Annotated in this window: 21 protein-coding genes; 5 read left to right on the forward strand and 16 right to left on the reverse strand. The window is 65.3% G+C overall.

Annotated features, from left to right (window positions below):
* Positions 1 to 31: 31 nt before the first annotated feature.
* Together STE01S_RS17250 and STE01S_RS19820 are read right to left on the reverse strand one after the other, a co-directional pair.
* Complete coding sequence (locus tag STE01S_RS17250) at positions 32 to 2,458, reverse strand: TonB-dependent receptor (RefSeq protein WP_062770002.1); 2,427 nt, start codon at positions 2,456 to 2,458, stop codon at positions 32 to 34.
* A gap of 87 nt (positions 2,459 to 2,545) precedes the next feature.
* Positions 2,546 to 2,716 carry a YezD family protein gene (locus STE01S_RS19820; RefSeq protein WP_082813399.1) on the reverse strand — a complete coding sequence of 57 codons (171 nt, stop codon included), beginning with the start codon at positions 2,714 to 2,716 and terminating at the stop codon, positions 2,546 to 2,548.
* A gap of 193 nt (positions 2,717 to 2,909) precedes the next feature.
* On the opposite strand from STE01S_RS19820, the gene STE01S_RS17255 reads away from it, so the two are divergent.
* The 4 genes from STE01S_RS17255 (at position 2,910) to STE01S_RS17270 (ending at position 7,537) form a co-directional block, all read left to right on the forward strand.
* Complete coding sequence (locus tag STE01S_RS17255; protein ID WP_058811911.1) at positions 2,910 to 3,914, forward strand: NAD(P)H-dependent flavin oxidoreductase; 1,005 nt, start codon at positions 2,910 to 2,912, stop codon at positions 3,912 to 3,914.
* A 33-nt stretch (positions 3,915 to 3,947) separates the two neighbouring features.
* A complete protein-coding gene (locus STE01S_RS17260) occupies positions 3,948 to 4,667 on the forward strand; it encodes a hypothetical protein (RefSeq protein ID WP_234178592.1) in 720 nt (239 codons plus the stop codon).
* Positions 4,668 to 4,743: 76 nt separating this feature from the next.
* The gene (gene ptsP, locus STE01S_RS17265) at positions 4,744 to 7,041 is read left to right on the forward strand and encodes a phosphoenolpyruvate--protein phosphotransferase (protein WP_062770007.1); all 2,298 of its coding nucleotides are present in this window, start codon (positions 4,744 to 4,746) and stop codon (positions 7,039 to 7,041) included.
* A gap of 79 nt (positions 7,042 to 7,120) precedes the next feature.
* Positions 7,121 to 7,537: a GFA family protein gene (locus STE01S_RS17270; protein WP_062770010.1), complete on the forward strand. Its 417-nt coding sequence runs from the start codon at positions 7,121 to 7,123 to the stop codon at positions 7,535 to 7,537.
* Between the two features lie 4 nt (positions 7,538 to 7,541).
* Here the strand turns inward: STE01S_RS17270 and STE01S_RS17275 are convergent, their stop codons facing one another.
* From STE01S_RS17275 to STE01S_RS17315, 9 genes are all read right to left on the reverse strand, one after another.
* Complete coding sequence (locus STE01S_RS17275; RefSeq protein WP_062770013.1) at positions 7,542 to 8,885, reverse strand: serine hydrolase domain-containing protein; 1,344 nt, start codon at positions 8,883 to 8,885, stop codon at positions 7,542 to 7,544.
* Between the two features lie 31 nt (positions 8,886 to 8,916).
* Positions 8,917 to 9,273, reverse strand: coding sequence for an MmcQ/YjbR family DNA-binding protein (locus tag STE01S_RS17280; protein WP_255266008.1), 357 nt, complete (start codon positions 9,271 to 9,273; stop codon positions 8,917 to 8,919).
* Positions 9,270 to 10,595: a replication-associated recombination protein A gene (locus STE01S_RS17285; protein ID WP_062770016.1), complete on the reverse strand. Its 1,326-nt coding sequence runs from the start codon at positions 10,593 to 10,595 to the stop codon at positions 9,270 to 9,272. Before STE01S_RS17285 ends, STE01S_RS17280 begins: the two co-directional genes overlap by 4 nt.
* A gap of 6 nt (positions 10,596 to 10,601) precedes the next feature.
* On the reverse strand, positions 10,602 to 11,759 hold the full coding sequence (locus tag STE01S_RS17290; RefSeq protein ID WP_062770018.1) for a glycosyltransferase family 4 protein: 1,158 nt from the start codon (positions 11,757 to 11,759) through the stop codon (positions 10,602 to 10,604).
* 40 nt (positions 11,760 to 11,799) lie between these two features.
* A complete protein-coding gene (locus STE01S_RS17295) occupies positions 11,800 to 12,741 on the reverse strand; it encodes a hemolysin family protein (protein WP_040589145.1) in 942 nt (313 codons plus the stop codon).
* Between the two features lie 17 nt (positions 12,742 to 12,758).
* The gene (gene ybeY, locus STE01S_RS17300) at positions 12,759 to 13,265 is read right to left on the reverse strand and encodes an rRNA maturation RNase YbeY (protein WP_062770021.1); all 507 of its coding nucleotides are present in this window, start codon (positions 13,263 to 13,265) and stop codon (positions 12,759 to 12,761) included.
* Between the two features lie 118 nt (positions 13,266 to 13,383).
* On the reverse strand, positions 13,384 to 15,468 hold the full coding sequence (locus tag STE01S_RS17305; protein WP_062770024.1) for a transglycosylase domain-containing protein: 2,085 nt from the start codon (positions 15,466 to 15,468) through the stop codon (positions 13,384 to 13,386).
* 73 nt (positions 15,469 to 15,541) lie between these two features.
* Positions 15,542 to 16,414, reverse strand: a complete 873-nt coding sequence (locus STE01S_RS17310; protein WP_062770027.1) for a sigma-70 family RNA polymerase sigma factor — start codon at positions 16,412 to 16,414, stop codon at positions 15,542 to 15,544.
* A complete protein-coding gene (locus tag STE01S_RS17315) occupies positions 16,411 to 16,863 on the reverse strand; it encodes a carboxymuconolactone decarboxylase family protein (protein ID WP_003039873.1) in 453 nt (150 codons plus the stop codon). Before STE01S_RS17315 ends, STE01S_RS17310 begins: the two co-directional genes overlap by 4 nt.
* 138 nt (positions 16,864 to 17,001) lie before the next feature.
* Here STE01S_RS17315 and STE01S_RS17320 point away from each other — a divergent pair, with 138 nt between their 5' ends.
* On the forward strand, positions 17,002 to 17,385 hold the full coding sequence (locus tag STE01S_RS17320) for a DoxX family protein (protein WP_058813372.1): 384 nt from the start codon (positions 17,002 to 17,004) through the stop codon (positions 17,383 to 17,385).
* Positions 17,386 to 17,414: 29 nt separating this feature from the next.
* On the opposite strand, the gene STE01S_RS17325 is transcribed toward STE01S_RS17320, so the two are convergent.
* The 5 genes from STE01S_RS17325 to STE01S_RS17345 all read right to left on the reverse strand — a co-directional run bounded on the left by STE01S_RS17325 (position 17,415) and on the right by STE01S_RS17345 (position 21,665).
* Positions 17,415 to 18,422: a PhoH family protein gene (locus tag STE01S_RS17325; RefSeq protein WP_003039878.1), complete on the reverse strand. Its 1,008-nt coding sequence runs from the start codon at positions 18,420 to 18,422 to the stop codon at positions 17,415 to 17,417.
* Positions 18,423 to 18,557: 135 nt separating this feature from the next.
* Positions 18,558 to 19,910 (reverse strand): tRNA (N6-isopentenyl adenosine(37)-C2)-methylthiotransferase MiaB, encoded by a 1,353-nt coding sequence (miaB, locus tag STE01S_RS17330; RefSeq protein ID WP_062770030.1) that lies wholly within the window; start codon positions 19,908 to 19,910, stop codon positions 18,558 to 18,560.
* A 7-nt stretch (positions 19,911 to 19,917) separates the two neighbouring features.
* Positions 19,918 to 20,712, reverse strand: a complete 795-nt coding sequence (locus tag STE01S_RS17335; RefSeq protein ID WP_003039881.1) for a lysophospholipid acyltransferase family protein — start codon at positions 20,710 to 20,712, stop codon at positions 19,918 to 19,920.
* Entirely contained in the window at positions 20,684 to 21,109 is a 426-nt protein-coding gene (locus STE01S_RS17340) for a Fur family transcriptional regulator (RefSeq protein WP_003039883.1), read from the reverse strand. The genes STE01S_RS17335 and STE01S_RS17340 overlap by 29 nt, the downstream gene beginning before the upstream one ends.
* Before the next feature lie 124 nt (positions 21,110 to 21,233).
* A complete protein-coding gene (locus STE01S_RS17345; RefSeq protein WP_003039884.1) occupies positions 21,234 to 21,665 on the reverse strand; it encodes a Ros/MucR family transcriptional regulator in 432 nt (143 codons plus the stop codon).
* Positions 21,666 to 21,671 lie beyond the last annotated feature (6 nt).

A 21,671-nucleotide genomic window follows, 5' to 3' on the forward strand; every position in this document is an offset into this window, starting at 1 on the left:
CTTTTCCGTTGGCTTTGCGTTCCGATGCCGGTCAGAATCCGAATTTGATCGTCCCGCCCCACGTCCGCGGGTCGCCCGGCAGCCCGGTGATCAGCCCGGTATTGCCCGGTCCGACAAAAAGCTGATCGATATAATCGCGATCGAAGGCGTTGCGGACCCAGGCAAAGACATCAAGGCGGCGCTCCGCCCGGAAGCCGACGCGGATATTCGACAGCGAATAGCCGTCGACCCAGGTGTAGATCGACGGGCTCGCGTTCGACGAGAAGTTCGAACGATAGCTGCCGTCATAGCCCAGGTATACCTGCCCCTCCTGTCCGAACAGCGATGCCGGGACATTGGCTTCCGCGCCGAAGGACAGCGCCCATTTCGACACGCCCGGCAGCCGCGCGCCCGATATATCGCAGTTCGCGGGACTGTTCGTACCGCCCGACAATTCGGGTGGACATGGCGCATCGACGAAGCGCCGGTATCTGGCGTCCGTGTAGGCGCCGTTGACATAGGCATTGAAGCGTTCGCTCGGACGGATCGCCACATCGGCCTCTATCCCCTGTGTGCGGACCTTGTCGGCATTGGCGAGATAGCCGCGCAGCACCCCGAACTGTCCGTTATTCACATTGGCCTGATAATCGCCGATATCGGTGCGGAAGATCGCCACGTTGAACGTCCCCTTCCCGTTCCAATATTCGGTCTTCAGCCCCGCTTCGTAATGATCGACCGCTTCCGGCCTGATCGTCGCGGCGCCGAGCAACGGGTTGCCGGCGCCATCGGTCGGCACGCCATTCTGATTGATACCGCCCGACTTGAACGTCTTGGCATAGGTTGCATAGACCAGCACGCCGCGCGCCGGCTTATAGGTCGCGGTCAGGTCGTAGCTGAAGTTCCAGTCGCTGAAGCTCGGCGCATATTCCTGCGGCGCGAACACGCCCAGTCGCGCGACCGACACCGGGTCGGTCAGCGCCCGCGTCACGGGCGATCCGTCGCCCGCGAACACCAGCCGCTGATAATAGCCGTCCTTCTTGTCATAGTTGATCCGCGCGCCCGGCTGGACCGTCAGGCGGTCGGTAATCTTCCAGCTTAGCTGCCCGAACAGCGCGAGGCTGGTATTCTTGAGATATTGCGTGTTGCGCGCCGTCAGCCCGTCGAGCACGGTCGGATCATTGGCGAGCGCGCTCGTCGGATTGAGCGTCCAGCGGCTCGACGCCGCGCCATGCGCCTCCGTCCCTTGCGTGTCGATGCGCTGGTAGAAGGCAAAACCGCCGAGCACGAAATCGACGCGGTCGCCCGAAACATTGTAGCGCAATTCCTGCGTATATTGATTCTGCTGCGACGGGTTTTGCGACTTGGTGACGATCGGCAGGCCGGTGAAATCGCGGTCGTTCTCGGGCTGCCAGTCCCAATAGCGCCACGCGGTGATCGAGGTGAGCGTGCCGGGGCCGACATCCCATTTGACGCGCAGCGCCACGCCGCCGATCTCGTTCCCGGCATTGAGATTGGCATCGAGGTCGGTCAGCCGGTCAAAGGGATTGGTGCTCGGCACCGTATAGCCCTGCGCCGCCGCGAGCGCGGCATATTGGCGGGCGAGCGGCCGCTGCGTCGCGCCGGTGCGCACGAACACCGAACCGCAGCATACAGCGTCCTGCTTGTTCCAGTCGCCGACGAGCGTGACGCTGAGCGTGTCGGTGGGTTTCCACAGCAATTGCCCGCGCAGGCCGATATTGTCCTGGCTCTGTATCCAGCGGTCGGTCGTGACATTGTAGATGGTGCCGCGGCGGCTCGTCGCCGACACCGCGATGCGCGCCGCCAGCCGGTCGGACAGCGGCCCCGAAATCGCCGCCTTCGCCTGCTTGAAATTGAGGTCGCCGATGCTGAGTTCGGCCTTGCCCTCGAAATCGAAGGTCGGCTGGTTCGTCGTGATGTTGATCGCCCCGGCGGTCGTGTTCTTGCCATAGAGCGTGCCCTGGGGACCGCGCAGCACTTCGATCTGCGCGACATCGAGGAAGTCGAAGGTCGCGGAGGCGACGCGCGAATAATAGACGTCGTCGACATAGATGCCGACGCCCTGTTCGATACCGTCGTTGGTCAGGCCGAACGGCGCACCGATCCCGCGGATATTGACCGCCGAGTTGCGCGGATTGCTCGTGTAGAATTGCAGCGTCGGCGCGAGTTGCTGGAGGCGGCCGATGTTGAAACTGCCGGTGCTGTCGATCTGGTCACCGCCGACCACCGAAATGGCGATCGGGACGTCCTGTGCGGTTTCGCTGCGGCGTCGGGCGGTGACGACGATTTCATTGCCATAGGCGGCCTGCGGGCCTTCGCCCGCGACTGTGTCTGCTGCTGCAGCGGTTTTGTCAGCGGCATTTTCGGCTGCAAAGGCGGGACCGTCGCCAAGAAGCAGCAGAAGGGTAAGCGGGATGGCGGCCGGAGCGACCCGGCGGCGAGACGATGACTTTGGGATCATGACAATTTCCTGTTGCAAGAAATTGCCACATCCGGTGGTCCGGTCTGCGGCAGGTGGCGGGGAATATCCCCGTTGGGAGCTTGAGAATCAGTTGGGGTAGCGGTGCCGTTCGGTCACATCGACCTGCACCAGCCGCCCTTCGTGGACGGTCAGTTGGATGGCGCCGAAACGGAGCTTTTCAAGCGCATCGAGCACGGCTTGAACCGCGCGCGAGGGCGGCTCGCGCTCGCCGGGCGATGGGTCTTGGGACGACGTCATGACATTTCCTTTCCCCTTTGGTGGATTCGGCGCCGAGACTATCCCAATTGTTTTAGTTGACAATGATTGTTTTGCTTTGGGCGCCGAAAGGAGAGTTTCCCGCGCCCAGCCGAACAGCGAAATCCGTGCCGCCTTCGGGGCTGTGCGCGGCAATGGATTGCGCGCGCGCGCGGCTGCTGGCAAAGGCGCAGCAATGAGCAAATTGAACGAACTCATGGCGCGCGGTACGGCTCTGCTGGGCAGCGACTACGCCATTCTCTGCGGCGCGATGAGCTGGGTGTCCGAGCGCCACCTGGTCAGCGCCATCAGCAATGCCGGCGGCTTTGGCGTGATCGCCTGCGGTGCGATGACGCCCGAGCTGCTGGATGCCGAGATCGCGGCGACGAAAGCGCTGGCAACCCGCAATTTCGGCGTCAACCTGATCACCATGCACCCGCAGCTTTTCGAGCTGATCGAGGTGTGCTCCAAACATGGCGTCGGCCATGTCGTGCTGGCGGGCGGATTGCCGCCAAAGGGCAGCCTCGAGGCGATCAAGGCGTCGGGCGCCAAGGTGATCTGTTTCGCGCCGACGCTGGCGCTCGCAAAGAAACTGGTCCGCTCCGGCGTCGATGCGCTGGTGATCGAAGGGATGGAAGCGGGAGGTCATATCGGCCCCGTTTCGACGAGCGTACTCGCGCAGGAAATCCTGCCCGCGCTCGCCGCCGAGGTGCCGATCTTCGTCGCCGGCGGCATCGGCCGCGGTGAGGCGATCGCCGGCTATCTGGAAATGGGGGCGGCGGGGGTCCAACTCGGCACGCGCTTCGTCTGCGCCACCGAAAGCATCGCGCATCCCAATTTCAAAAAGGCGTTCATCCGCGCCTCCGCGCGCGACGCGATCGCCAGCGTCCAGATCGATCCGCGCCTGCCCGTCATCCCGGTCCGTGCGCTGAAGAATGCAGGCACCGAAGCCTTTACCGCCAAGCAGCGCGAGGTTGCCAATCTGCTCGACGGGGGCACCGTCGACATGGCGGCGGCGCAGCTGGAAATCGAACATTATTGGGCCGGCGCGCTGCGCCGCGCGGTGATCGACGGCGACGTCGAAAACGGCTCGTTAATGGCAGGGCAATCTGTCGGTATGGTAACGCAGGAAGAGAGCGTTGCAGAGATCATCGCATCTTTGGTGCAACAGGCCGAAACGGCCTTGCACGCACGGGGTTGACGCCGCATGAAGCATGCGGCTGGGGAGAAGGTCATGAATTTGTCGCGTAAAATCATCGTTGCCGGCCTGCTGGCAAGCGTCGCCGCCTGTGCGCCGAAACCCCCGCCCCCGCCCCCGCCGCCGCCGCCCCCGCCGCCGGTGGCCGTGGTCATCCCGCCGCGCCCCCTGCCCCCCGGCAATGCCTCTCTTACGCAAATCCTCCCCGCGCGCGGCCTTGACGGCCGGTTCATGACCGCGAACAGCGGCATCAGCGGCGACCGCGCCTTCTGGCAGCTCAAGATTGCGCTCAACGTCGCGGCGATCGGCTGCCGCGGCGCCGAAGAAGCGACGCTGGTGTCGGCGTACAACAATATCATCAAGGCGCATGCCAAGCAGATCCGGTCTACCGAAAAGACGGTCATCGCCGATCTGGGCAAGGAAACGCGCACCAACGGCATCGCCGCGCGCGACAAGCTGTCGACGCAGCTTTTCAACTATTTCGCGCAGCCGCCGGCGCAGCGTGCCTTCTGCGCCCGCGCCAACGAAGTCGCCCAGCTCGTCTCATCGACCCCGTCGGCACAGGTCATTCCGCAGGCTCCGGCCCAGCTTGCGCAGCTCGACCAGCCCTTCGTCGATTTCTATGAAGCCTATGCCAAATATCAGGCCGATGTCGCCGCGTGGGACGCAAAATATGCCCCGCCCCCGCCGGTGATGACCGCGCCCGCCACGACGGCGGTGTCGGGACCGTCCGGGGCGCCCGTCGGCGGCAACTGAAACCGCCAGAATAGCGGGATAAAAGTCGCGCCGGGCAATGGCGTTGGCGCCGTGCATCTGTTAGCAGGATTGCACGATGACCAATGCCCCGCCCCCGCCGACATCCGCCGCCCAATCGGCCCGCACGATCCTGACGCGGCTGCACGAGGTGATGGCGGCGCGCACCAACGCGCAGTCGAAGCTCAACCAGGTCGTCGGCATCATCGGCGAATGCCTCGATAGCGAGGTCTGTTCCATCTATCTGCTGCGCGAAGGCGCGCTCGAACTTTATGCCACGCGCGGGTTGAAGCAGGAGGCGGTGCACGTCACGCGACTGGGCCTCGGCGAAGGTCTGGTCGGCACGATTGCCGAACAAATCGAAACGCTGAACCTCGACGAAGCGGCGGCGCATCCCGACTTTTCCTATCGTCCTGAAACCGGCGAGGAGCTGTTCCACAGCTTTGCCGGCGTGCCGATCATCCGGCGCGAGCGCGCGGTCGGCGTCCTGTGCGTCCAGCATGCCGAACCGCGCCGATATGAAGAGATCGAGATCGAGACGCTGCAGACGGTCGCGATGGTGCTGTCCGAACTGATCGCCAACGCCGATCTGGTCGATACCGCGGCGCGGATCGATGCGGGCGAAACCGACCAGTCGATGCAGCGCCTGTCAGGCCAGAAACTGGTCGACGGCATGGGCGCCGGGATCGCGGTTTTCCATCAACCGCGCGTCCATATCGAACATACGGTCGCCGACGATATCGAGGCCGAGCGCCACCGCGTCTACGCCGCATTCGACAAGATGCGCGAACAGATCGACCGCATGGCGAGCCAAGCCGAATTCGGCGTCGGCGGCGAGCATGAGGAGGTGCTCGAAACCTACAAGATGTTCGCTTATGACGAGGGCTGGTCGCGGCGGATCAACGAAGCGATCGACAGCGGGCTGACCGCCGAAGCGGCCATCGAACGCGTCCAGCAACGCACCCGGATGCGGATGCGCCAGATCGACGATGCGCTGCTGCGCGACCGCATGCACGACCTGGAAGATCTGTCGAACCGGCTGATCCGGATCGTTTCGGGGCAGATGGGGACGGCGGCGCAAGTCGGGCTGCGGCAGGATTCGATTCTCGTCGCCCGCAACCTCGGCCCCGCCGAGCTGCTCGAATATGATCGCCGCCGGCTCAAGGGCGTGATCCTGGAAGAAGGATCGCTGACCGCGCACGTCATCATCGTCGCGCGCGCGATGGGCGTCCCCGTGCTGGGCCGGGTCCGCGACGTCCGAACCTCGATCCGCGAGGGCGACATGCTGCTCCTCGATGCCGCCGCGGGCACGCTGCACGTGCGCCCGACGCAGGCGGTACAGGACGCCTTCGATGCCAAGCTCGTCATCTCGCAAAAGCGCCGCGCGAGCCTGGCGTCGCTGCGCGATCTGCCCGCCGTCACCAAGGACGGGGTACCGATCGAGCTGATGATCAACGCCGGACTGCGTGAGGATGTCGCCGCACTCGACCTCACCGGCGCACGCGGTATCGGGCTCTTCCGCACCGAATTCCAGTTCCTCGTGTCGGCGACGCTGCCGCAGCGCGAACGGCAACAGCGGCTCTACCGCGACGTGCTCGACGCCGCGGGCGACCGTCCTGTCATCTTCCGCACCGTCGATATCGGCGGCGACAAGGCGTTGCCCTATATGAATGTCGACGAAAATGCGCTGGAGGAAAATCCGGCGATGGGCTGGCGCGCGCTGCGCCTCGCGCTCGAACGCGAAGGCCTGCTGAAAGTCCAGGCGCGTGCGCTGATGGAAGCGGCCGCGGGACGCACGCTGAACGTGATGTTCCCGATGGTGTCCGAACCCTGGGAATATGAGGCGGCGCGCCAGTTGTTCATCAACCAGCGCGCCTGGCTGAAACAGCATAACAAGAAGCTGCCCTCGGCGATCCGCTATGGCGCGATGCTCGAGGTGCCGGGTCTGATCGAGACGCTCGATCTGATGCTGCCGCACCTCGACTTCCTGTCGATCGGCACCAATGACCTGACCCAGTTCCTCTTCGCCGCCGACCGCGCGCACCCGCGCCTCGCAGAGCGCTACGACTGGCTATCGCCGACGGTGATGCGCTATCTGGCGCGGGTCGTGAAAATGGTGTCGGGATCGAAGGTCACGCTTGGCGTCTGCGGCGAAATGGGCGGCCGCCCGCTCGAAGCGATGGCGCTGCTCGGCATCGGGATCGAACGCCTGTCGATTACGCCGGCGGGGGTCGGTCCGGTAAAGGCGATGATCCGCTCGCTCGACCTTGGCGCGCTGCGCCGCGATGTCCCGGCGATCCTCGCCCACCCGGCCACCAACCCGCGCGGGCAATATCTCGACTGGGCCCAGAAGCACCAGGTCGATCTGGGCGAGTAACCGCGCGGCCTGACCGCCGACGTAATTGCTTTTGGAAAAATGTTTATGGTATGTTCTCCTTCCAGCCAAGGAGAGAGACATGACCGATTCCCCTGCCCGCGCCTCCGGCCAGTGCCATTGCGGTGCGATCCGATATTCAATGCCAACGGCGGTCGAACATCACGCCCTGTGTCATTGCAGCGATTGCCGCCGCCACGCCGGCGCGCCGATGGTCGGGTGGGCGCTGGTTGCCGAGGCCGATCTGGAGCTCAGCGGCACGCCGAAAATCTACGCTTCGTCAGAGCATGGACGGCGCCATTTCTGCGGCGATTGCGGCACCGGCCTCTTCTATACCAACAACCAGATTTTCCCCGGCAAGATCGACGTACAGTCGGGGACGCTCGACGATCCCGACCTGATACCCGCGGGCGCGCAAATCCAGGTCGCCGAACGGATCGGCTGGATGGAAAAGCTGGACGAGATGCCCAGCTTCGCGCGCTACCCCGGCATGGAGTGAGGCCTTATTTTCGGGCGCCGGCCTTGTCGTCGCCCGCGACGACCGCAGCGGTGAGTTTGGCAATATCGAGCCGCTGCGCCGCGTCGTCATAGCCCTGCCGGACGATGACCAGTCGCCGCGACGGAATGATGACTACATATTGGCCGCGATTACCGAAAGCGCCGAAGGCATCGGACGGCACGCCCGCCGATTTGTCGAGCAGCCAGAAACCGGCACCATAGCCGAATGGCCCGTCCGGCTGCGGGCCGCTCGGCGTCGAAACGAAGCGCCGCCAGTCGGCAGGCAGAATGCGCTCGCCGTCCGCCATGCCGTCGTTCAGATAGAGCAGGCCGAGCCGGGCAAGATCGCGCGCGGTCGTCCACACCTGGCTCGACAGGATGAAATCGCCATCCTTGTCATGTTCGACGAAGGTGCGCGTCATGCCCAGCCGGTCGAAAAAGGCCGCGGGATCGAGCGCCTCGCCCTCCTTCGCCAGCGCCGCCTTCAGCGACAGCGTTGCGAGCAGCGTGTCATTGTTGGCATAGCGATAGCGGCTGCCCGGCGGGTTGAGCAGCGGCCATTGCGTCGTCCACGCCCGCACCGATGCGCCGCCCATATAGATGGCATCGGTGCGATTGCCGGCGCTGTCGCTCGTCAGCCCGCTTGCCATGCGCATGAGCTGTTCTGTGGTGATGACGGCGCGCGGATCGCCTGCCGATTGCCATTCGGCGATCGCTGCGGGCGCGGCCACGTCGAGCTTGCCGCGCAGCACCGCGTTGCCGATCAGTGTTGCCGCCAGCGACTTTGCGACCGAAAAGGTCCGCTGCGCCGTATGGACGTCGTGCCCGGCCTGATAGTGCTCGACGACGATTCGGCCGTCTTTGACGATCAGCAGCGCGCTTGTCCGCCCTCCGAAACCGGCAATGTTCATCACCGCCGCTTCATAGGGCGTCAGACCGCGCGGGATCGGCGCGCGCGCACCCTGGTCACCGAGCGGCCATGACCGGGCGTCAAAGTCGGCGCGCTTCTGCGGCGAAACGCCGGGACCCGACGCAGTATCGGCACCGACCGGCAGCGTCACGCAGCCGTCCCGCCCGGTCCATTGCGCAACGCGCGGCGGCATGTCGTCGCGATAACGGACAAGGACGCGGCGCGCCGTCTGATCGACATCGGCAGTCAACGCGCGGACATCGGCCTCGATTTCGGGATAGATGCCCATCAGTTCGTCGCGTTCGATATCGGCCATCGCCTTGCCCGCGCCGTCCCATAGCGACGAGCAGGTAAAGGCGGCGCGATAGCCCGCCGCCCAAGCCCGATTGAGATCGGCCCCGGCGTCCGCGGCCTGCGCCGGCATCGCCGTGAGCGCCATGGCTGCGACAAGAAACGCCCGCCAGCGCACGTCAGGGCCGCGGCCCGAACGCCGCGCGCTGCGCCTTTTTGGCGCGATCCCACCAGGCGCGGCGGATGACGTCGGCGACGCGGCCGGGATCGGCGGGCGCGAAGCGGACGAGCAGGCCGGGCCAGCCTTCATAATGCGGGGTTTGCCAGAAGATGCCGGGGTCGGTTTCAAGCAAAAGCTCCTTTTCCTCGATCGGGCACATGACGTGAAAACTGCCGGCCTCGCGGCCCGGCGACACGAAGGCCTTGCCGTTCACCTTCGGGCAGGGGGTGCCATAGAAGGGCGCCATTTCGACATCGGGCAATGCGCAGGCAAAGGCGACGACATCGCCCCAGTCATCGAAACGGGAAGCGTTCACCCCTCCTCCCGCGCCGCACGGCGGCGCTCGTCCCACCAGGCGATACGCTCGGCAATGCGCTTTTCGAAACCGCGGTCGACGGGGCGATAGAAGGTCGCGGGCGCCATGGCATCGGGCCAGTAATTGTCGCCCGAAAAGCCGTCGGGGGCGTCATGGTCATAGGCATAGCCTGCGCCATAGCCCAGATTCTTCATCAGCTTGGTCGGCGCATTGAGAATGTTCGCGGGGGGCGCAAGCGAGCCGGTTTCGCGCGCCGCGGTCCACGCCGCCTTTTGCGCGGCATAGGCAGCATTCGATTTGGGCGCGGTCGCGAGATAGAGGCACGCCTGCACGATCGCGAGTTCGCCCTCGGGCGAGCCGAGAAACTGATAGGCGTCCTTGGCGGCGAGGCACTGGGTCAGCGCCTGCGGGTCGGCGAGCCCGATATCCTCGCTCGCAAACCGGACGAGGCGGCGCAGGACATAGAGCGGCTCCTCGCCCGCGACGAGCATGCGCGCGAGCCAATAGAGCGCCGCCTGCGGGTCCGATCCGCGCAGCGATTTGTGCAGCGCCGAGATCAGATTGTAATGACCGTCGCGGTCCTTGTCGTAGACCGGCATGCGACGGTGGAGAAATTGCGCAAGCTGGGCCGCGTCGAGGGGATCGGCGATCGCCGCCGCGAACAGGGTTTCGACCTGATTGAGCAGGAAGCGCCCGTCGCCATCGGCGCTGGCGATCAGCGCCGCCCGCGCGTCCGCCGTCACCGGCAGGCTCCGCCCGACATCCGCTTCGGCCCGGTCGACAAGCTGCGCGAGCGCCATTTCATCAAGCCGTTGCAGCACCAGCACCTGCGCGCGGCTGAGCAACGCGGCGTTCAGCGCAAAACTGGGGTTCTCGGTCGTCGCTCCGACGAGCACGACCGTCCCGCGCTCGACAAAGGGCAGGAAGCCGTCCTGCTGCGCGCGGTTGAAGCGGTGAATCTCGTCGACGAAAAGCAGCGTGCGCTTGCCAGCCGCCGCCATCTTTTCGGCATCGGCGAACGCCTTTTTAAGGTCGGCGACGCCCGAAAATACCGCCGACAGCGGCGCGAAGCGCATCCCCACCGCTTCGGCGAGCAAGCGCGCGATCGTCGTCTTGCCCGTGCCCGGCGGCCCCCACAGGATGATCGAGGACAATTGTCCCGCCGCAACCATGCGCCCGATCGCGCCCTCGGCGCCGGTCAGATGCTCCTGTCCGACGACATCGGCGAGGCTGCGCGGGCGCAACCGTTCGGCGAGCGGAACCGGCCCGGCGGCATCGCCCGCACCGGCCGGCGCATCGTCGCCGAACAAATCCCCGGCCATGCCGCGCTACCTCCGCTGCCGCTGCTTCTGGCGGATCAGCCGCAAATAGGTGTCGGCGACCGACTGATTGATCGCGTCCCATTCATAGGCCATGCTTTCGGCCAGCGCCGCCGCACCATGCGCCGCGCGCAGCCCGGCATCGGTGCAATAGCGCTCAAGGTCGTCTGCAAAGCCGGTGATCGACCCGGGATCGACGAGATAGCCCGTCTGGCCATGCTTGACGATGCTGGCGCTGCCCGTCGCGCGTGCCGCAACCACCGGCAGGCCGCATGCCATCGCCTCCAGCGTGACATTGCCGAAGGTTTCGGTGACCGACGGGTTGAACAGCATATCGCACGACGCGATCACCCGGGCGAGATTGGGACCGCCCTGAAAGCCGACGAATTTTGCCTGCGGCAGCCGCGATTCGAACCAATCGCCCGCGGGGCCTTCGCCGATCACGACGACCTGATGGCGAACCTTGCGGCGGTCCAGCACGTCGATCGTGTCGGCGAAAACGTCGAGCCCCTTTTCCATGACCAGCCGTCCGAGGAAGGCGATGACGGGCATGTCGTCGGCGATGCCCCACGATTGCCGCCAGCTCGCCTCGCGCCGGTCGGGCCGGAAAATGTCGCGCTCCACGCCGCGCGTCCAGATGCCGATGTCATAGTTCATCCGCTGTTCGCGCAGCACCTGCGCGAAGCTTTCCGACGGCGCGATCAGCGCGTCGCAGCGCCGGTAGAGCCGGCGGAGCCATGCGACCATAATCGGTTCGAGGAAGGACAGGTTGTAATAGCGGAAATAGGTTTCGAAGCGCGTGTGCACCGAACAGGCGACGGGGATATTGCGCCGCCGTGCCCACGCCGCCACCTGCCGCGAAACACGGTCGGGGCTGGAGATATGCAGGATATTGGGCGCGAATTTCGCGATATCCTCGCGCACGCGGGCCGAGAAGTGAAGCGGGATGCGATATTCGGGGCGGTTCGGGATCGCCATCGACGGCACGCTGACAAGGTCGCCGGTCGGCTCGAAATCGGGTTCGGCAACCGTCGGCGAATAGACGCGCACCGATGCTCCCTGGCGCAGCAGATAGCCGACGAGGCGGTTGAGCGCCTTGTTCGCGCCATCGACCGTCATATTGTAATTGCCGCTGAACAGCGCGATGCGAAGGTCCGAAACGTCCATCCGGTTTCCGCTAGTCTTTTGCCCCGTCAAAGGCAATTCGTCAGAAGTCGGCGCCGCGATCGGCCGAGGCTTCCAGATCGACGACCACCGGCGGATGCAGGCGCAGACGATGAACACGCTTTTCGTCGGCTTCGGTGATTTCGATGCGCCACCCGCTCGGGTGGTGCAGCACCTCGCCGACCGCCGGGACATGCCCCGCGAGCACCGCAGCGAGGCCGCCGAGCGTGTCGACATCCTCATCGACTTCGGCAAGGCGCGGGTCGATCACTTCGCCGATATCGTCTAATTCGGCGCGCGCATCGGCGTCCCAGCAGCCGTCGGCGTCGGGCACGAACAGCGCGGTCGGCTCGTCGTCATGCTCATCCTCGATCTCGCCGACGATTTCCTCGACCAGATCCTCGATCGTAACCAGCCCGTCGGTGCCCGAATATTCGTCTATGACGATCGCAAGGTGCGTGCGCTTCGCGCGCATTTCGGCGAGCAGGTCGAGCACGCCCATCGATTGCGGCACATAGAGCGGCTGGCGCAACAGGTCGAGCAGCGGCGGCGGCGTGCGCCCTTCGGCGAGCACGGCAAACACGTCCTTGACGTGGATCATCCCGACCACCTCGTCGAGCGTTTCGCGGTAGACCGGCAAGCGGCTGTGCCCCGCGTCGGCAAAGATGGCGACGATTTCCTCGAAACTGGCGCTTTCCGAAATCGCGATGATCTCGCCGCGCGGCACCGCCACATCGTCGACCGTCTGTTCGCCGAAGTGCAGCAGGTTGCGCAGCATCTTGCGTTCGATGGGCGACAGATCGCCGACGATGCTGCTGCCGCGGCGCTCCGCGCCCTCTTCCTCGGCCTCGTCGATGACCTCTTCGATCTGCTCGCGCAGCGACGGTTCGCTGTTACCGCCGAACAGCAACGTCCGTATTCCGGCCCACAGGCCGGATCTACTGTCCTCTTCCGATCGGGTCGAAGACCCCTGCTCGTCGGGCATGTCTCTCGCTTTTGCCGTTAATCCTGCACCGCATATGGATTGGCGATGCCCAGCGATGCAAGGGCTTTCACTTCCAAAGCCTCCATCGCCTCGGCGCCATGGTCGTCGACATGGTCGTATCCGACCAGATGCAGCGTCCCGTGGACGATCAGATGGGTCGCATGATCGGCGACTGAAAACCCCTTCTCCGCCGCTTCGCGCAGGCAGGTTTCGCGCGCCAGCACGATGTCGCCGAGCAATATCTCGCCGTCGTCGCTGTTGCTCATCGTTTCGAGAAGGTCGGGCTGAACCTGCGGAAAGGACAGGACGTTGGTCGGCTTGTCCTTGCCCCGGAAATCGCGGTTGAGCGCCTGCACCTCATCATCGTCGGTCAGGCGGATCGCCACTTCGACAAGCGGCGCGGCATCGGCAAGCGCGGCGTAAGGGGTCAGCGCGAGCGCGGCCGCAGCCGCCTCGCCAGCGCGCGCCTGCCAATCGAGATCGTCGGGCCATGGGGTGGCCTCGTGCGTTTCGACGCTCAGCATGGCTGGATCGCGGCCGCTGGCCGGCTGCGCCTATCGACGGAGAGAATCGGCGTGGTCATTGCCCCTCGCTACTGCCGCGCCGCGCCGCGCGCCATGCGAAATCGCTTGCCCACCCCCGTTACGGCGGCGGGGCCGGTGCCGGCTGGGGCTGCGACGGCGGGGTTGCCGGTGTCGGGGGCGGCCCCTGCCCCGACGGTGGCTGACGGTCGCCGATGGGGAGGCGCAGATCGACGCGCGTGCCGCCGATTTCGGTGCTGATGACGGCATTGCCGTCCTCGACGCCGATACTCGTCTTGTCACCGACCGGGATCGTGCCGACGTCGGGTGCGTCAAGCGGCTGGACCGGCCCCGCGGGATCGACAGCCGGCGGCGCCTTCTTCGGTTCGGCGCCGCGGCCGCTGGCCTGTACCATGAAATCGCGCCAGATCCGCGCCGGCACGCCGCCGCCGGTCACGCCGTGCAGCGGCGAATTATCGTCGTTGCCGACCCACACGCCGACGACCAGCCCATCGGTATAGCCGATGAAATAAGCGTCGCGATTGTCCTGACTCGTCCCCGTCTTGCCAAAGCCGGCGATCGGCAGCCGCGCCGCGCGTCCGGTGCCGCGATTGACCACGGCGCCCAGCATGTCCTCGATCCCGTCATGCTCGCGCGCCGAAAAATGGCTCGGGCCCCAGACCATATTTTCGAACCAGCCCTTGTCCTCGCTCTTGAAGGCGTGCGGAACGACCGGATAGGCGTTCGCCGCCACCGCGGCATAGGCGGCGGTCAGTTCCATCAATGTCATCGTCGAGGTGCCGAGCGCCAGGCTCGGGTCGCCCTTGGCCAGCGGTGCAGTCACGCCCAGATCGCGCGCCATCGCGATGACGCGGTCATCGCCCACTTCCTGCAGCAGTCGCACCGCCGCGACGTTGCTCGACGTCGCGAAGGCGTCTTCCAGCGTGATGCTCGGCGAATAGGTGCCGCTGGCATTTTTCGGCCGATAGGTACCGGTTTCGATCGGCCCGTTGGCGATGCTGTCGTCCGGGCGCCAGCCTTTGCGTAGCGCCGCGAGATAGACGAACAGCTTGAAGGTCGATCCCGGCTGGCGCCGTGCCTGCGTAGCACGGTTGAACGGCGATGCGGCATAGTCGCGCCCGCCGATCATCGCCACGACCTCACCATCGGGGCGCATCGCGACCAGCGCCACCTGCGATTTGCCGAGCGCGGCGCGATTGACCGCACGCCGCGCCGCCGCCTGCAAACGGGCGTCGAGCGTCGTTGTGATCGTCTGGCGCGAATAGCCGATGTCGCTGAGCTTGCGGGCCTGCGGCAGCGCCCAGTCGGCGAAATAGGTGCCGGTGGGCAGGTCGTCGCGCTCGCGCACGTCGATACGCGGCGGCCGCATCGCTTTCGCCTCAGCCGCGGTCAGATAGCCCTCGCGCGCCATCGCCTGCACGACCAGCCGCATCCGCTTTTCGGCAAGATCGGGGTTCTTGGTCGGGGCAAGCCGCGACGGCGCCTGCACTAGCCCTGCCAGCATCGCCGCCTGCGCCGGGGTCAGCTTTTCGGGCTGGCGATAGAAATAATGGAGCGACGCGGCGCGCAAACCATAGGTGTTGTCGCCGAAATAGGCGTTCGACAGATAGCGCTCGAGGATCTCGTCCTTGGTCAGCCATGCCTCGAGCCAGAAGGCGATCAGCGCCTCGCGCGCCTTGCGGCCCAGCGTGCGCTTGGGCGTCAGGAAGGTGAATTTGGCGAGCTGCTGCGTGATCGTGCTGCCGCCCTGCGTGCGGCCGCCGGTGACATTGCTCCATACGGCCCGCGCGACGCTGCGCGGATCGACGCCCCAATGATTGTAGAAACGGCGGTCCTCGATCGCGATGAAGGCCTGCGTGACATGATCGGGCAGGTCGGCGACCTTCACCGGCTTGTCGACTACCGCGCCGATGCGCGCGATCGGGGTGCCGTTCGATGCGAGCAGGGTAATCTGCGGCGGCGCGATCGGTTCGAGCGATTTCGACAGCGGCGCCGTAATCGCCAGCCAGCCGACGAGCAGGATGAAGAGGATCGCAAAGGCCGCAAAGCCGCGCGATAGCCAGCGCAGCCATCGTGGCCGCGGCTTCTTCGCGCCCGCCGGCGTCGCAGGCGCTTCGGCAGGCGGAAACAGCGGTTCTTCAATCGCCGGGGGCGGCGGATCATCGGAAAAAGGAAAAGCGGCCATTCTTCGCGCCGTATTACACGCCCAATACAGAGCGCGCAATCGCTCCTGCGGCGAAGCGCGATCGGGCGGGGCTTCAGTGCATGTGGCGCAGCTTGTCGGGGTTGCGCATGACATAGATGCCGACGACCAGCCCATCCTCGATTTCCAGCGCGGTCGTCTGATATTCGCCGTCGGCCTCGCGCGTCACGAAGCCGGGCAATCCGTTGATCGTCCCGACCTCGACCAGCGTCGAGGCATATTTTCCGAGCAGGACCGCCAGGCTGCGATGCACCCGCATGACGAGGTTGAAGCCGAGTACCGGCTGCATCGCCGCGGGCCGCTTGCCGCCGCCATCGGACCACATGCCGACATCGGCCGCGAGCAAATTGCCGAGCGCGCTCATGTCGCCGCTCCGCGACGCCGCGAAGAAGGCGCTGGCGATTTCGAGTCCGCGCTCGCGCTCGAGCCGATAGCGCGGGCGCGCGTCGCGGACGTGGGCGCGGGCACGGGTCGCGAGCTGGCGCGTCGCCGCCGCATCGCGGCCAATCGTCGCCGCGACTTCGTCGAACCCGACGCCGAAGACGTCATGGAGCAGAAAGGCCGCGCGTTCGAGCGGTGATAGCCGTTCGAGCGCAAGCATCAGCGGCAGCGTGACATCGTCGTCGGGCTCCTCGCCGACAATCGGATCGGGAAGCCACGGTCCGACATAGGTTTCGCGCCGCACCCGCGCCGATTTGAGCTGGTCGAGACAAAGCCGCGTCACGGTGCGCCGCAGAAAGGCAGCAGGTTCATGCACCGACGCACGATCGGCGCCGAGCCAGCGGATGAAGGCATCCTGGACCACATCCTCGGCATCGGCAACCGAGCCGAGCATGCGATAGGCGACGCGCGTCAGCAGCGGACGCAGCGGATCGAAACTCGCCGCCGCATCCGCCGCTTCCGCATGCGAAGGTGCCGTCGCTGTCACGCGGCGCGCGCCGGCTGTTCGAGCCAAAGGTCGAAACCGACCGCGATGCGGTTCCATCCGTTGATGATGTTGATCATCAGCGTCAGCTTCACCTGTTCCTCCGGCGTGAATTCGGCCTCGAGCGCCGCCTTGGCTTCGCCCTGTGTGTGCCCCTGCGACAGACGCGTCAAGGCGTCGGTCCAGGCGAGCGCCGCGCGTTCGCGGGGCGTATAGCAAGGCGCCTCGCGCCAGGCCGACAGCAGATAGATGCGCTGCTCGCTCTCGCCGCCGGCGCGGGCTTCGGCGGTGTGCATGTTGATGCAATTGGCGCAGCCGTTGACGATCGAGGCGCGGATCTTGACGAGTTCGGTCAGGCTTTTCTCGAGGCTGTCCTGCACCGCGAGCGAAACCGCCATCCACTGCTTCATCAACTGCGGCGCTGCGGCGAAGGGTTCGGTTACCTTGGTCATGTCATCACTCCTTTGTTCGGGTTGCGCCGACATGACGAGGCAGCGCCGGTCGATTGTGACATGGCGCACGAAAAAATTTCGCGACGACGCTCTTTTGCGATAGCGTCGCGCATCGACAACGACCGAAGGGGGCGTGTGATGAAGTTTCTCGATGGATATCGTGAACAGGCCTATGCGCTGCTGCGCATCGTCGCCGGCCTGCTGTTCCTCGCGCACGGGGTGCAGAAATTCTTCAATTTCCCGACCGATTTTCCGATGCCGCTCAACCCGATGCTCTATGCCGCCGGAACGATCGAACTCGTCGCGGGCGCGCTGATCATCATCGGCCTGTTCACGCGGCCCGCGGCCTTCATCGCCAGCGGCATGTCGGCGGTCGGCTATTGGGTCGTTCACGCGCCGAACGGGCTCTATCCGATCGTCAACGGCGGCGAGACGATCATCCTCTATACCTTCATCTTCCTGTTCATCGCGACGCGCGGCGCCGGGATATGGAGCATCGACGCCAGCCGCTCCAAAGACTGAACGGCTTTCGCGTTAGGGCGCCGTCGCTCTCAGCTTCCCGGCCCCTCATAGGCTTCGACGATCCGCCCGACGATCGGGTGACGCACGACGTCGGCGCTCGTGAAGCGGCTAACGTTGATGCCTTCGAGCCCTTCGAGCCGCGCGACCGCATCGGCGAGGCCCGATGTCGCGGGCAGCGGCAGGTCGACCTGCTTCGGGTCGCCGCAGATCACCATGCGGCTGTTCATGCCGAAGCGGGTGAGGAACATCTTCATCTGCGGGATCGTCGTATTCTGCGCTTCGTCGAGGATGATGAAGGCATCGGCAAGCGTGCGCCCGCGCATGAAGGCGAGCGGGGCAATCTCGATCTCGCCGCTCGCGATGCGACGTTCGACCTGCTCGGCGGGCAGGCAATCGTGCAGCGCGTCGTAGAGCGGACGCAGATAGGGATCGACCTTTTCCTTCATGTCGCCAGGCAGGAAGCCGAGCTTCTCGCCCGCTTCGACCGCGGGGCGCGACAGGATCAGGCGCTGGACGCTGCCGGTGATGAGCTGGGCGACGGCCTGCGCAACCGCAAGATAGGTCTTGCCCGTGCCCGCGGGACCGAGCGCGAAAATCACGTCGTCGCGTGCCAGCGCCTGCATATAGGGAATTTGCGAGGGCGCACGCGGGACGATCGTCTTTTTGCGCGTGCGGATCATCACCGGCGGCGCGTCGCTGGTTTCGTGGCGGATGATGCCGTCGAGCGTCGGCTGCGCCGTCATCGCGATCACCGCGTCGACCAGCCCGCTGTCGATCTCTTCCCCGCGTTCGATCCGCGTATAAATTTCGGTCAGCACATCGCGCGCGCGCGCCGCGGCTTCGGCCTCCCCTTCGATCTGCACGCGGTTGCCGCGCGCCGAAATATAAACGCCGAGCCTGTTCTCGATCGCCACCAGATTACGGTCAAACTCGCCGAACAATATGCCCAGAAGCTGCGTTCGCTCAAACTCCACCGACAATCGGACGCGGTCGCCAGGTTCGGCGGGCGATGCGGCGGTCAGCGGGCGTTTCGACACGTGGGCAGGGCTCCTTCTTTCAGTAACAACCTGTGTACTCCCGCGAAGGCGGGAGTCCATCTCCCGTGGCACCGGAATGCGGCGAAAGGAGATGGGTCCCCGCCTTCGCGGGGACACCCAAACTCAAAGCCGGCACTAGGCAACCGCTTCCATCAACGGCTCGGCGCCAAGGCTGTTGGGCCCGGCCGATGTAATCCGCACATCGACCATGTCGCCGATCGCCAGCCCCGGCGCCGTCACATGCACCGATTGCAGCCAGGGTGACTTGCCGATCAACTGGCCGTCATGCTTGCCCTTGCGTTCGAGCAGCAGGCGCGTCGCGCGCCCGACCGTCGCTTCATTGAACGCCTGTTGCTGCTGATTGAGCAGCGCCTGCAGCCGCTGGAGGCGGTCGTTCATCACCGCTTCGTCGATCTGTTCGTCCATCGTCGCTGCGGGCGTGCCGGGGCGGCGCGAATATTTGAAGCTGTACGCCATCGCGTAATTGGTCGCGCGCACGATATCGAGCGTCGCCTCGAAATCGGCCTCGCTCTCACCCGGAAAGCCGACGATGAAGTCACCCGAGATCGCAATATCGGGACGCGCCGCGCGAACGCGCTCGATGACGCGCAAATAGCTGTCGACGCTATGGCTGCGGTTCATCGCCGCCAGAATGCGATCGCTGCCCGCCTGCACCGGCAGGTGAAGGAAGGGCATCAGCTTGTCGATCTCGCCATGCGCCGCGATCAGCCCGTCAGTCATGTCGTTGGGGTGGCTGGTGGTATAGCGGATGCGCTCCAGTCCGTCCTCCCGCGCAAGCTCGCGGATCAGGCCGTCGAGGCCGATCGCCCGGCCCTTGCCATCCTCGCCGTCCCACGCGTTCACATTCTGCCCGAGCAGGGTGATTTCGCGCACCCCGCCCGCGATGAGCGCGCGCGCCTCGGTGATCAGGTCGGCGAAGGGTCGGCTGATCTCGGCACCGCGCGTATAGGGCACGACGCAATAGGTACAGAATTTGTCGCACCCTTCCTGCACGGTCAGAAAGGCCGTCGGGCGCTGCCCGCCGGCGCGCTTCGGCAGCGCGCCGAACTTGCTTTCGAGCGGCATGTCGAGGTCGATCGCCTTTTCGCCGCGTTCGGCGCGCGCGATCAGGTCGGGCAACCGGTGATAGGCCTGCGGGCCGACGACGACATCGACGCTCGGCGCGCGGCGCGCGATTTCGGCGCCCTCGGCCTGCGCCACGCAGCCTGCGACCGCGATCGTCGGCGTGCTGCCGTCCTCGCGCTTCAGTCGGCCGATGTCCGAATAGACTTTCTCGGCCGCCTTCTCGCGGATGTGACAGGTGTTGAGCACGACCAGATCGGCATCAGCGCCGTCGGCGGCGGGAACATAACCCTGCGTCCCCAGCATCTCCGCCATGCGTTCGCCGTCATAGACGTTCATCTGGCAGCCGAAGGATTTGACGTGGAAGGTCTTGGCGGGATTTTTGGCGGGGGAGTCGGATGTCATCGGCGCCCTATAGGCGATGGCGGCTGATCGCGGAAGGGTTTGGCGTCTCCGCCATGGCGCCGGCGATCGCAGCCCGCGCCGCCTCGGCCAACAGCTTGCGGTCCGCCTCGGCATCGTTGGGTAGCGGATCGAGATAATGGATGGTCAATGTGATCGGCCGCTTGCGCGCCAGCAGTCGCTTGAAATTGTCGAGGCCCGATTCGGGATCGAGCCACGCGATATCGGGCGCATCAACCCCATAGTCGAGGAACACCGGCTGCACCTGAAGCCGCGGCGGCGTCGGGATCACCGCCTGCAACAGCGACGGCCGGAATGGCAGCAAGCCGTCGCCCGGCCCCGTCGTCCCCTCGGGAAACAGCGTCACCGGGCGCCCGCGCGCGAGCGCGTTGCGCAGATCGTTCGTCTGATTGTGAATCTCGCGCTTCGCCTCGCGCTGGACATAGATGGTGTGATTCTGGTCGGCGAGCCAGCCGACGAGCGGCGTCGTGCCCACCTCGGCCTTGGACACGAAGGCCGATCGCGCCGCACCGCCGAGCGCCAATATATCGAGCCAGCTGACATGGTTCGACACGAACAGGACATCGCGGCGCAGCCGCGTGCCGGTCGTCGTGATCCGCAACCCCGCGATCCAGCCGACCGCATTCAGAAAGGCCATGACCATCGGCGATGGCCGCCCGATGGCGCGGTAGAAAAGGTGCGGGACGATCAGGAAAAGGAGCGTCAGCACCATCAGCGCAAGGCGAAAGACCGAGCGCCAGGTGATCCGGGCGCGATCAGTCGCGCTTGCGATCGATGGCGACACCGTAAAGCTCCATGCGGTGATCGACGAGGCGGAAGCCCAGCCGTTCGGCGATCACCTTCTGCAACGCTTCGAGTTCGGGATCGACGAATTCGATCACCTTGCCCGTTTCGACGTCGATCAGATGATCGTGATGCGCCTCAGGCGCGGCTTCGTAGCGCGAACGGCCGTCGCCGAAATCATGGCGGTCGAGGATGCCCGCTTCTTCGAACAGGCGCACGGTGCGATAAACGGTCGCGATCGAAATGCCGCTGTCGATCTTCGACGCGCGCTCGTACAGCGTTTCGACGTCGGGATGATCTTCGGAATCCGAAATCACGCGCGCGATGATGCGGCGCTGTTCGGTAATCCGCAGGCCCTTTTCGTGGCAAAGGGCTTCAAGATCGATGGAACCGGGCATGATGGCCTTTCGTGCAAAGCGCGCAGGTCGCGTCCTGTTTCTTCAATCTGTATAGGGTCGCCCCGCGCATAGAACAAGGGCGGCGCCCCCCGGCACCGCCCCTGCATTCTGCGCCGTGAAAAGCTCAGACTTTCTTGCGCTTGCGGCCACCGCCGCGTCCCTTGGTGCCCAGGCCGATCTCCTTGGCGAGCGCGCGCCGGCGTTCGGCATAATTGGGCGCAACCATCGGATAATCGGCCGGCAGGCCCCACTTTGCGCGATAATCGTCGGGGGTCATGCCATAGTGGGTCATCAGGTGGCGGCGAAGCATTTTCAGCTTTTTGCCGTCTTCCAGACACACGATGTGATCGGGCTTCACCGACGCGCGGATCGACACCGCGGGCACCGGCTTTTCTTCCTCGACCGGCTTTTCGCCAAGGTTCGACAAGGCTGTGTGGACGTTATTGATCAGGATCGCGAGATCGGAAATCGCGACGCTGTTATTGCTGACGTGCGCCGCGACGATGTCGGCAGTCAGTGTGACGAGCATTTCATTTGTATCGGCAGACTCCGACATGAAACT

It is taken from the genome of Sphingopyxis terrae subsp. terrae NBRC 15098 (genome assembly GCF_001598815.1).
Taxonomy (GTDB): Bacteria; Pseudomonadota; Alphaproteobacteria; order Sphingomonadales; family Sphingomonadaceae; genus Sphingopyxis; species Sphingopyxis terrae.

Coding starts and splice junctions, on each gene's coding strand:
- STE01S_RS17250 (WP_062770002.1), bottom strand. CDS start 2,458: ATGATCCCAAAGTCATCGTCTCGCCGCCGGGTCGCTCCGGCCGCCATC.
- STE01S_RS19820 (WP_082813399.1), bottom strand. CDS start 2,716: ATGACGTCGTCCCAAGACCCATCGCCCGGCGAGCGCGAGCCGCCCTCG.
- STE01S_RS17255 (WP_058811911.1), top strand. CDS start 2,910: ATGAGCAAATTGAACGAACTCATGGCGCGCGGTACGGCTCTGCTGGGC.
- STE01S_RS17260 (WP_234178592.1), top strand. CDS start 3,948: ATGAATTTGTCGCGTAAAATCATCGTTGCCGGCCTGCTGGCAAGCGTC.
- ptsP (WP_062770007.1), top strand. CDS start 4,744: ATGACCAATGCCCCGCCCCCGCCGACATCCGCCGCCCAATCGGCCCGC.
- STE01S_RS17270 (WP_062770010.1), top strand. CDS start 7,121: ATGACCGATTCCCCTGCCCGCGCCTCCGGCCAGTGCCATTGCGGTGCG.
- STE01S_RS17275 (WP_062770013.1), bottom strand. CDS start 8,885: ATGGCGCTCACGGCGATGCCGGCGCAGGCCGCGGACGCCGGGGCCGAT.
- STE01S_RS17285 (WP_062770016.1), bottom strand. CDS start 10,595: ATGGCCGGGGATTTGTTCGGCGACGATGCGCCGGCCGGTGCGGGCGAT.
- STE01S_RS17290 (WP_062770018.1), bottom strand. CDS start 11,759: ATGGACGTTTCGGACCTTCGCATCGCGCTGTTCAGCGGCAATTACAAT.
- STE01S_RS17295 (WP_040589145.1), bottom strand. CDS start 12,741: ATGCCCGACGAGCAGGGGTCTTCGACCCGATCGGAAGAGGACAGTAGA.
- ybeY (WP_062770021.1), bottom strand. CDS start 13,265: ATGCTGAGCGTCGAAACGCACGAGGCCACCCCATGGCCCGACGATCTC.
- STE01S_RS17305 (WP_062770024.1), bottom strand. CDS start 15,468: ATGGCCGCTTTTCCTTTTTCCGATGATCCGCCGCCCCCGGCGATTGAA.
- STE01S_RS17315 (WP_003039873.1), bottom strand. CDS start 16,863: ATGACCAAGGTAACCGAACCCTTCGCCGCAGCGCCGCAGTTGATGAAG.
- STE01S_RS17320 (WP_058813372.1), top strand. CDS start 17,002: ATGAAGTTTCTCGATGGATATCGTGAACAGGCCTATGCGCTGCTGCGC.
- miaB (WP_062770030.1), bottom strand. CDS start 19,910: ATGACATCCGACTCCCCCGCCAAAAATCCCGCCAAGACCTTCCACGTC.
- STE01S_RS17340 (WP_003039883.1), bottom strand. CDS start 21,109: ATGCCCGGTTCCATCGATCTTGAAGCCCTTTGCCACGAAAAGGGCCTG.
- STE01S_RS17345 (WP_003039884.1), bottom strand. CDS start 21,665: ATGTCGGAGTCTGCCGATACAAATGAAATGCTCGTCACACTGACTGCC.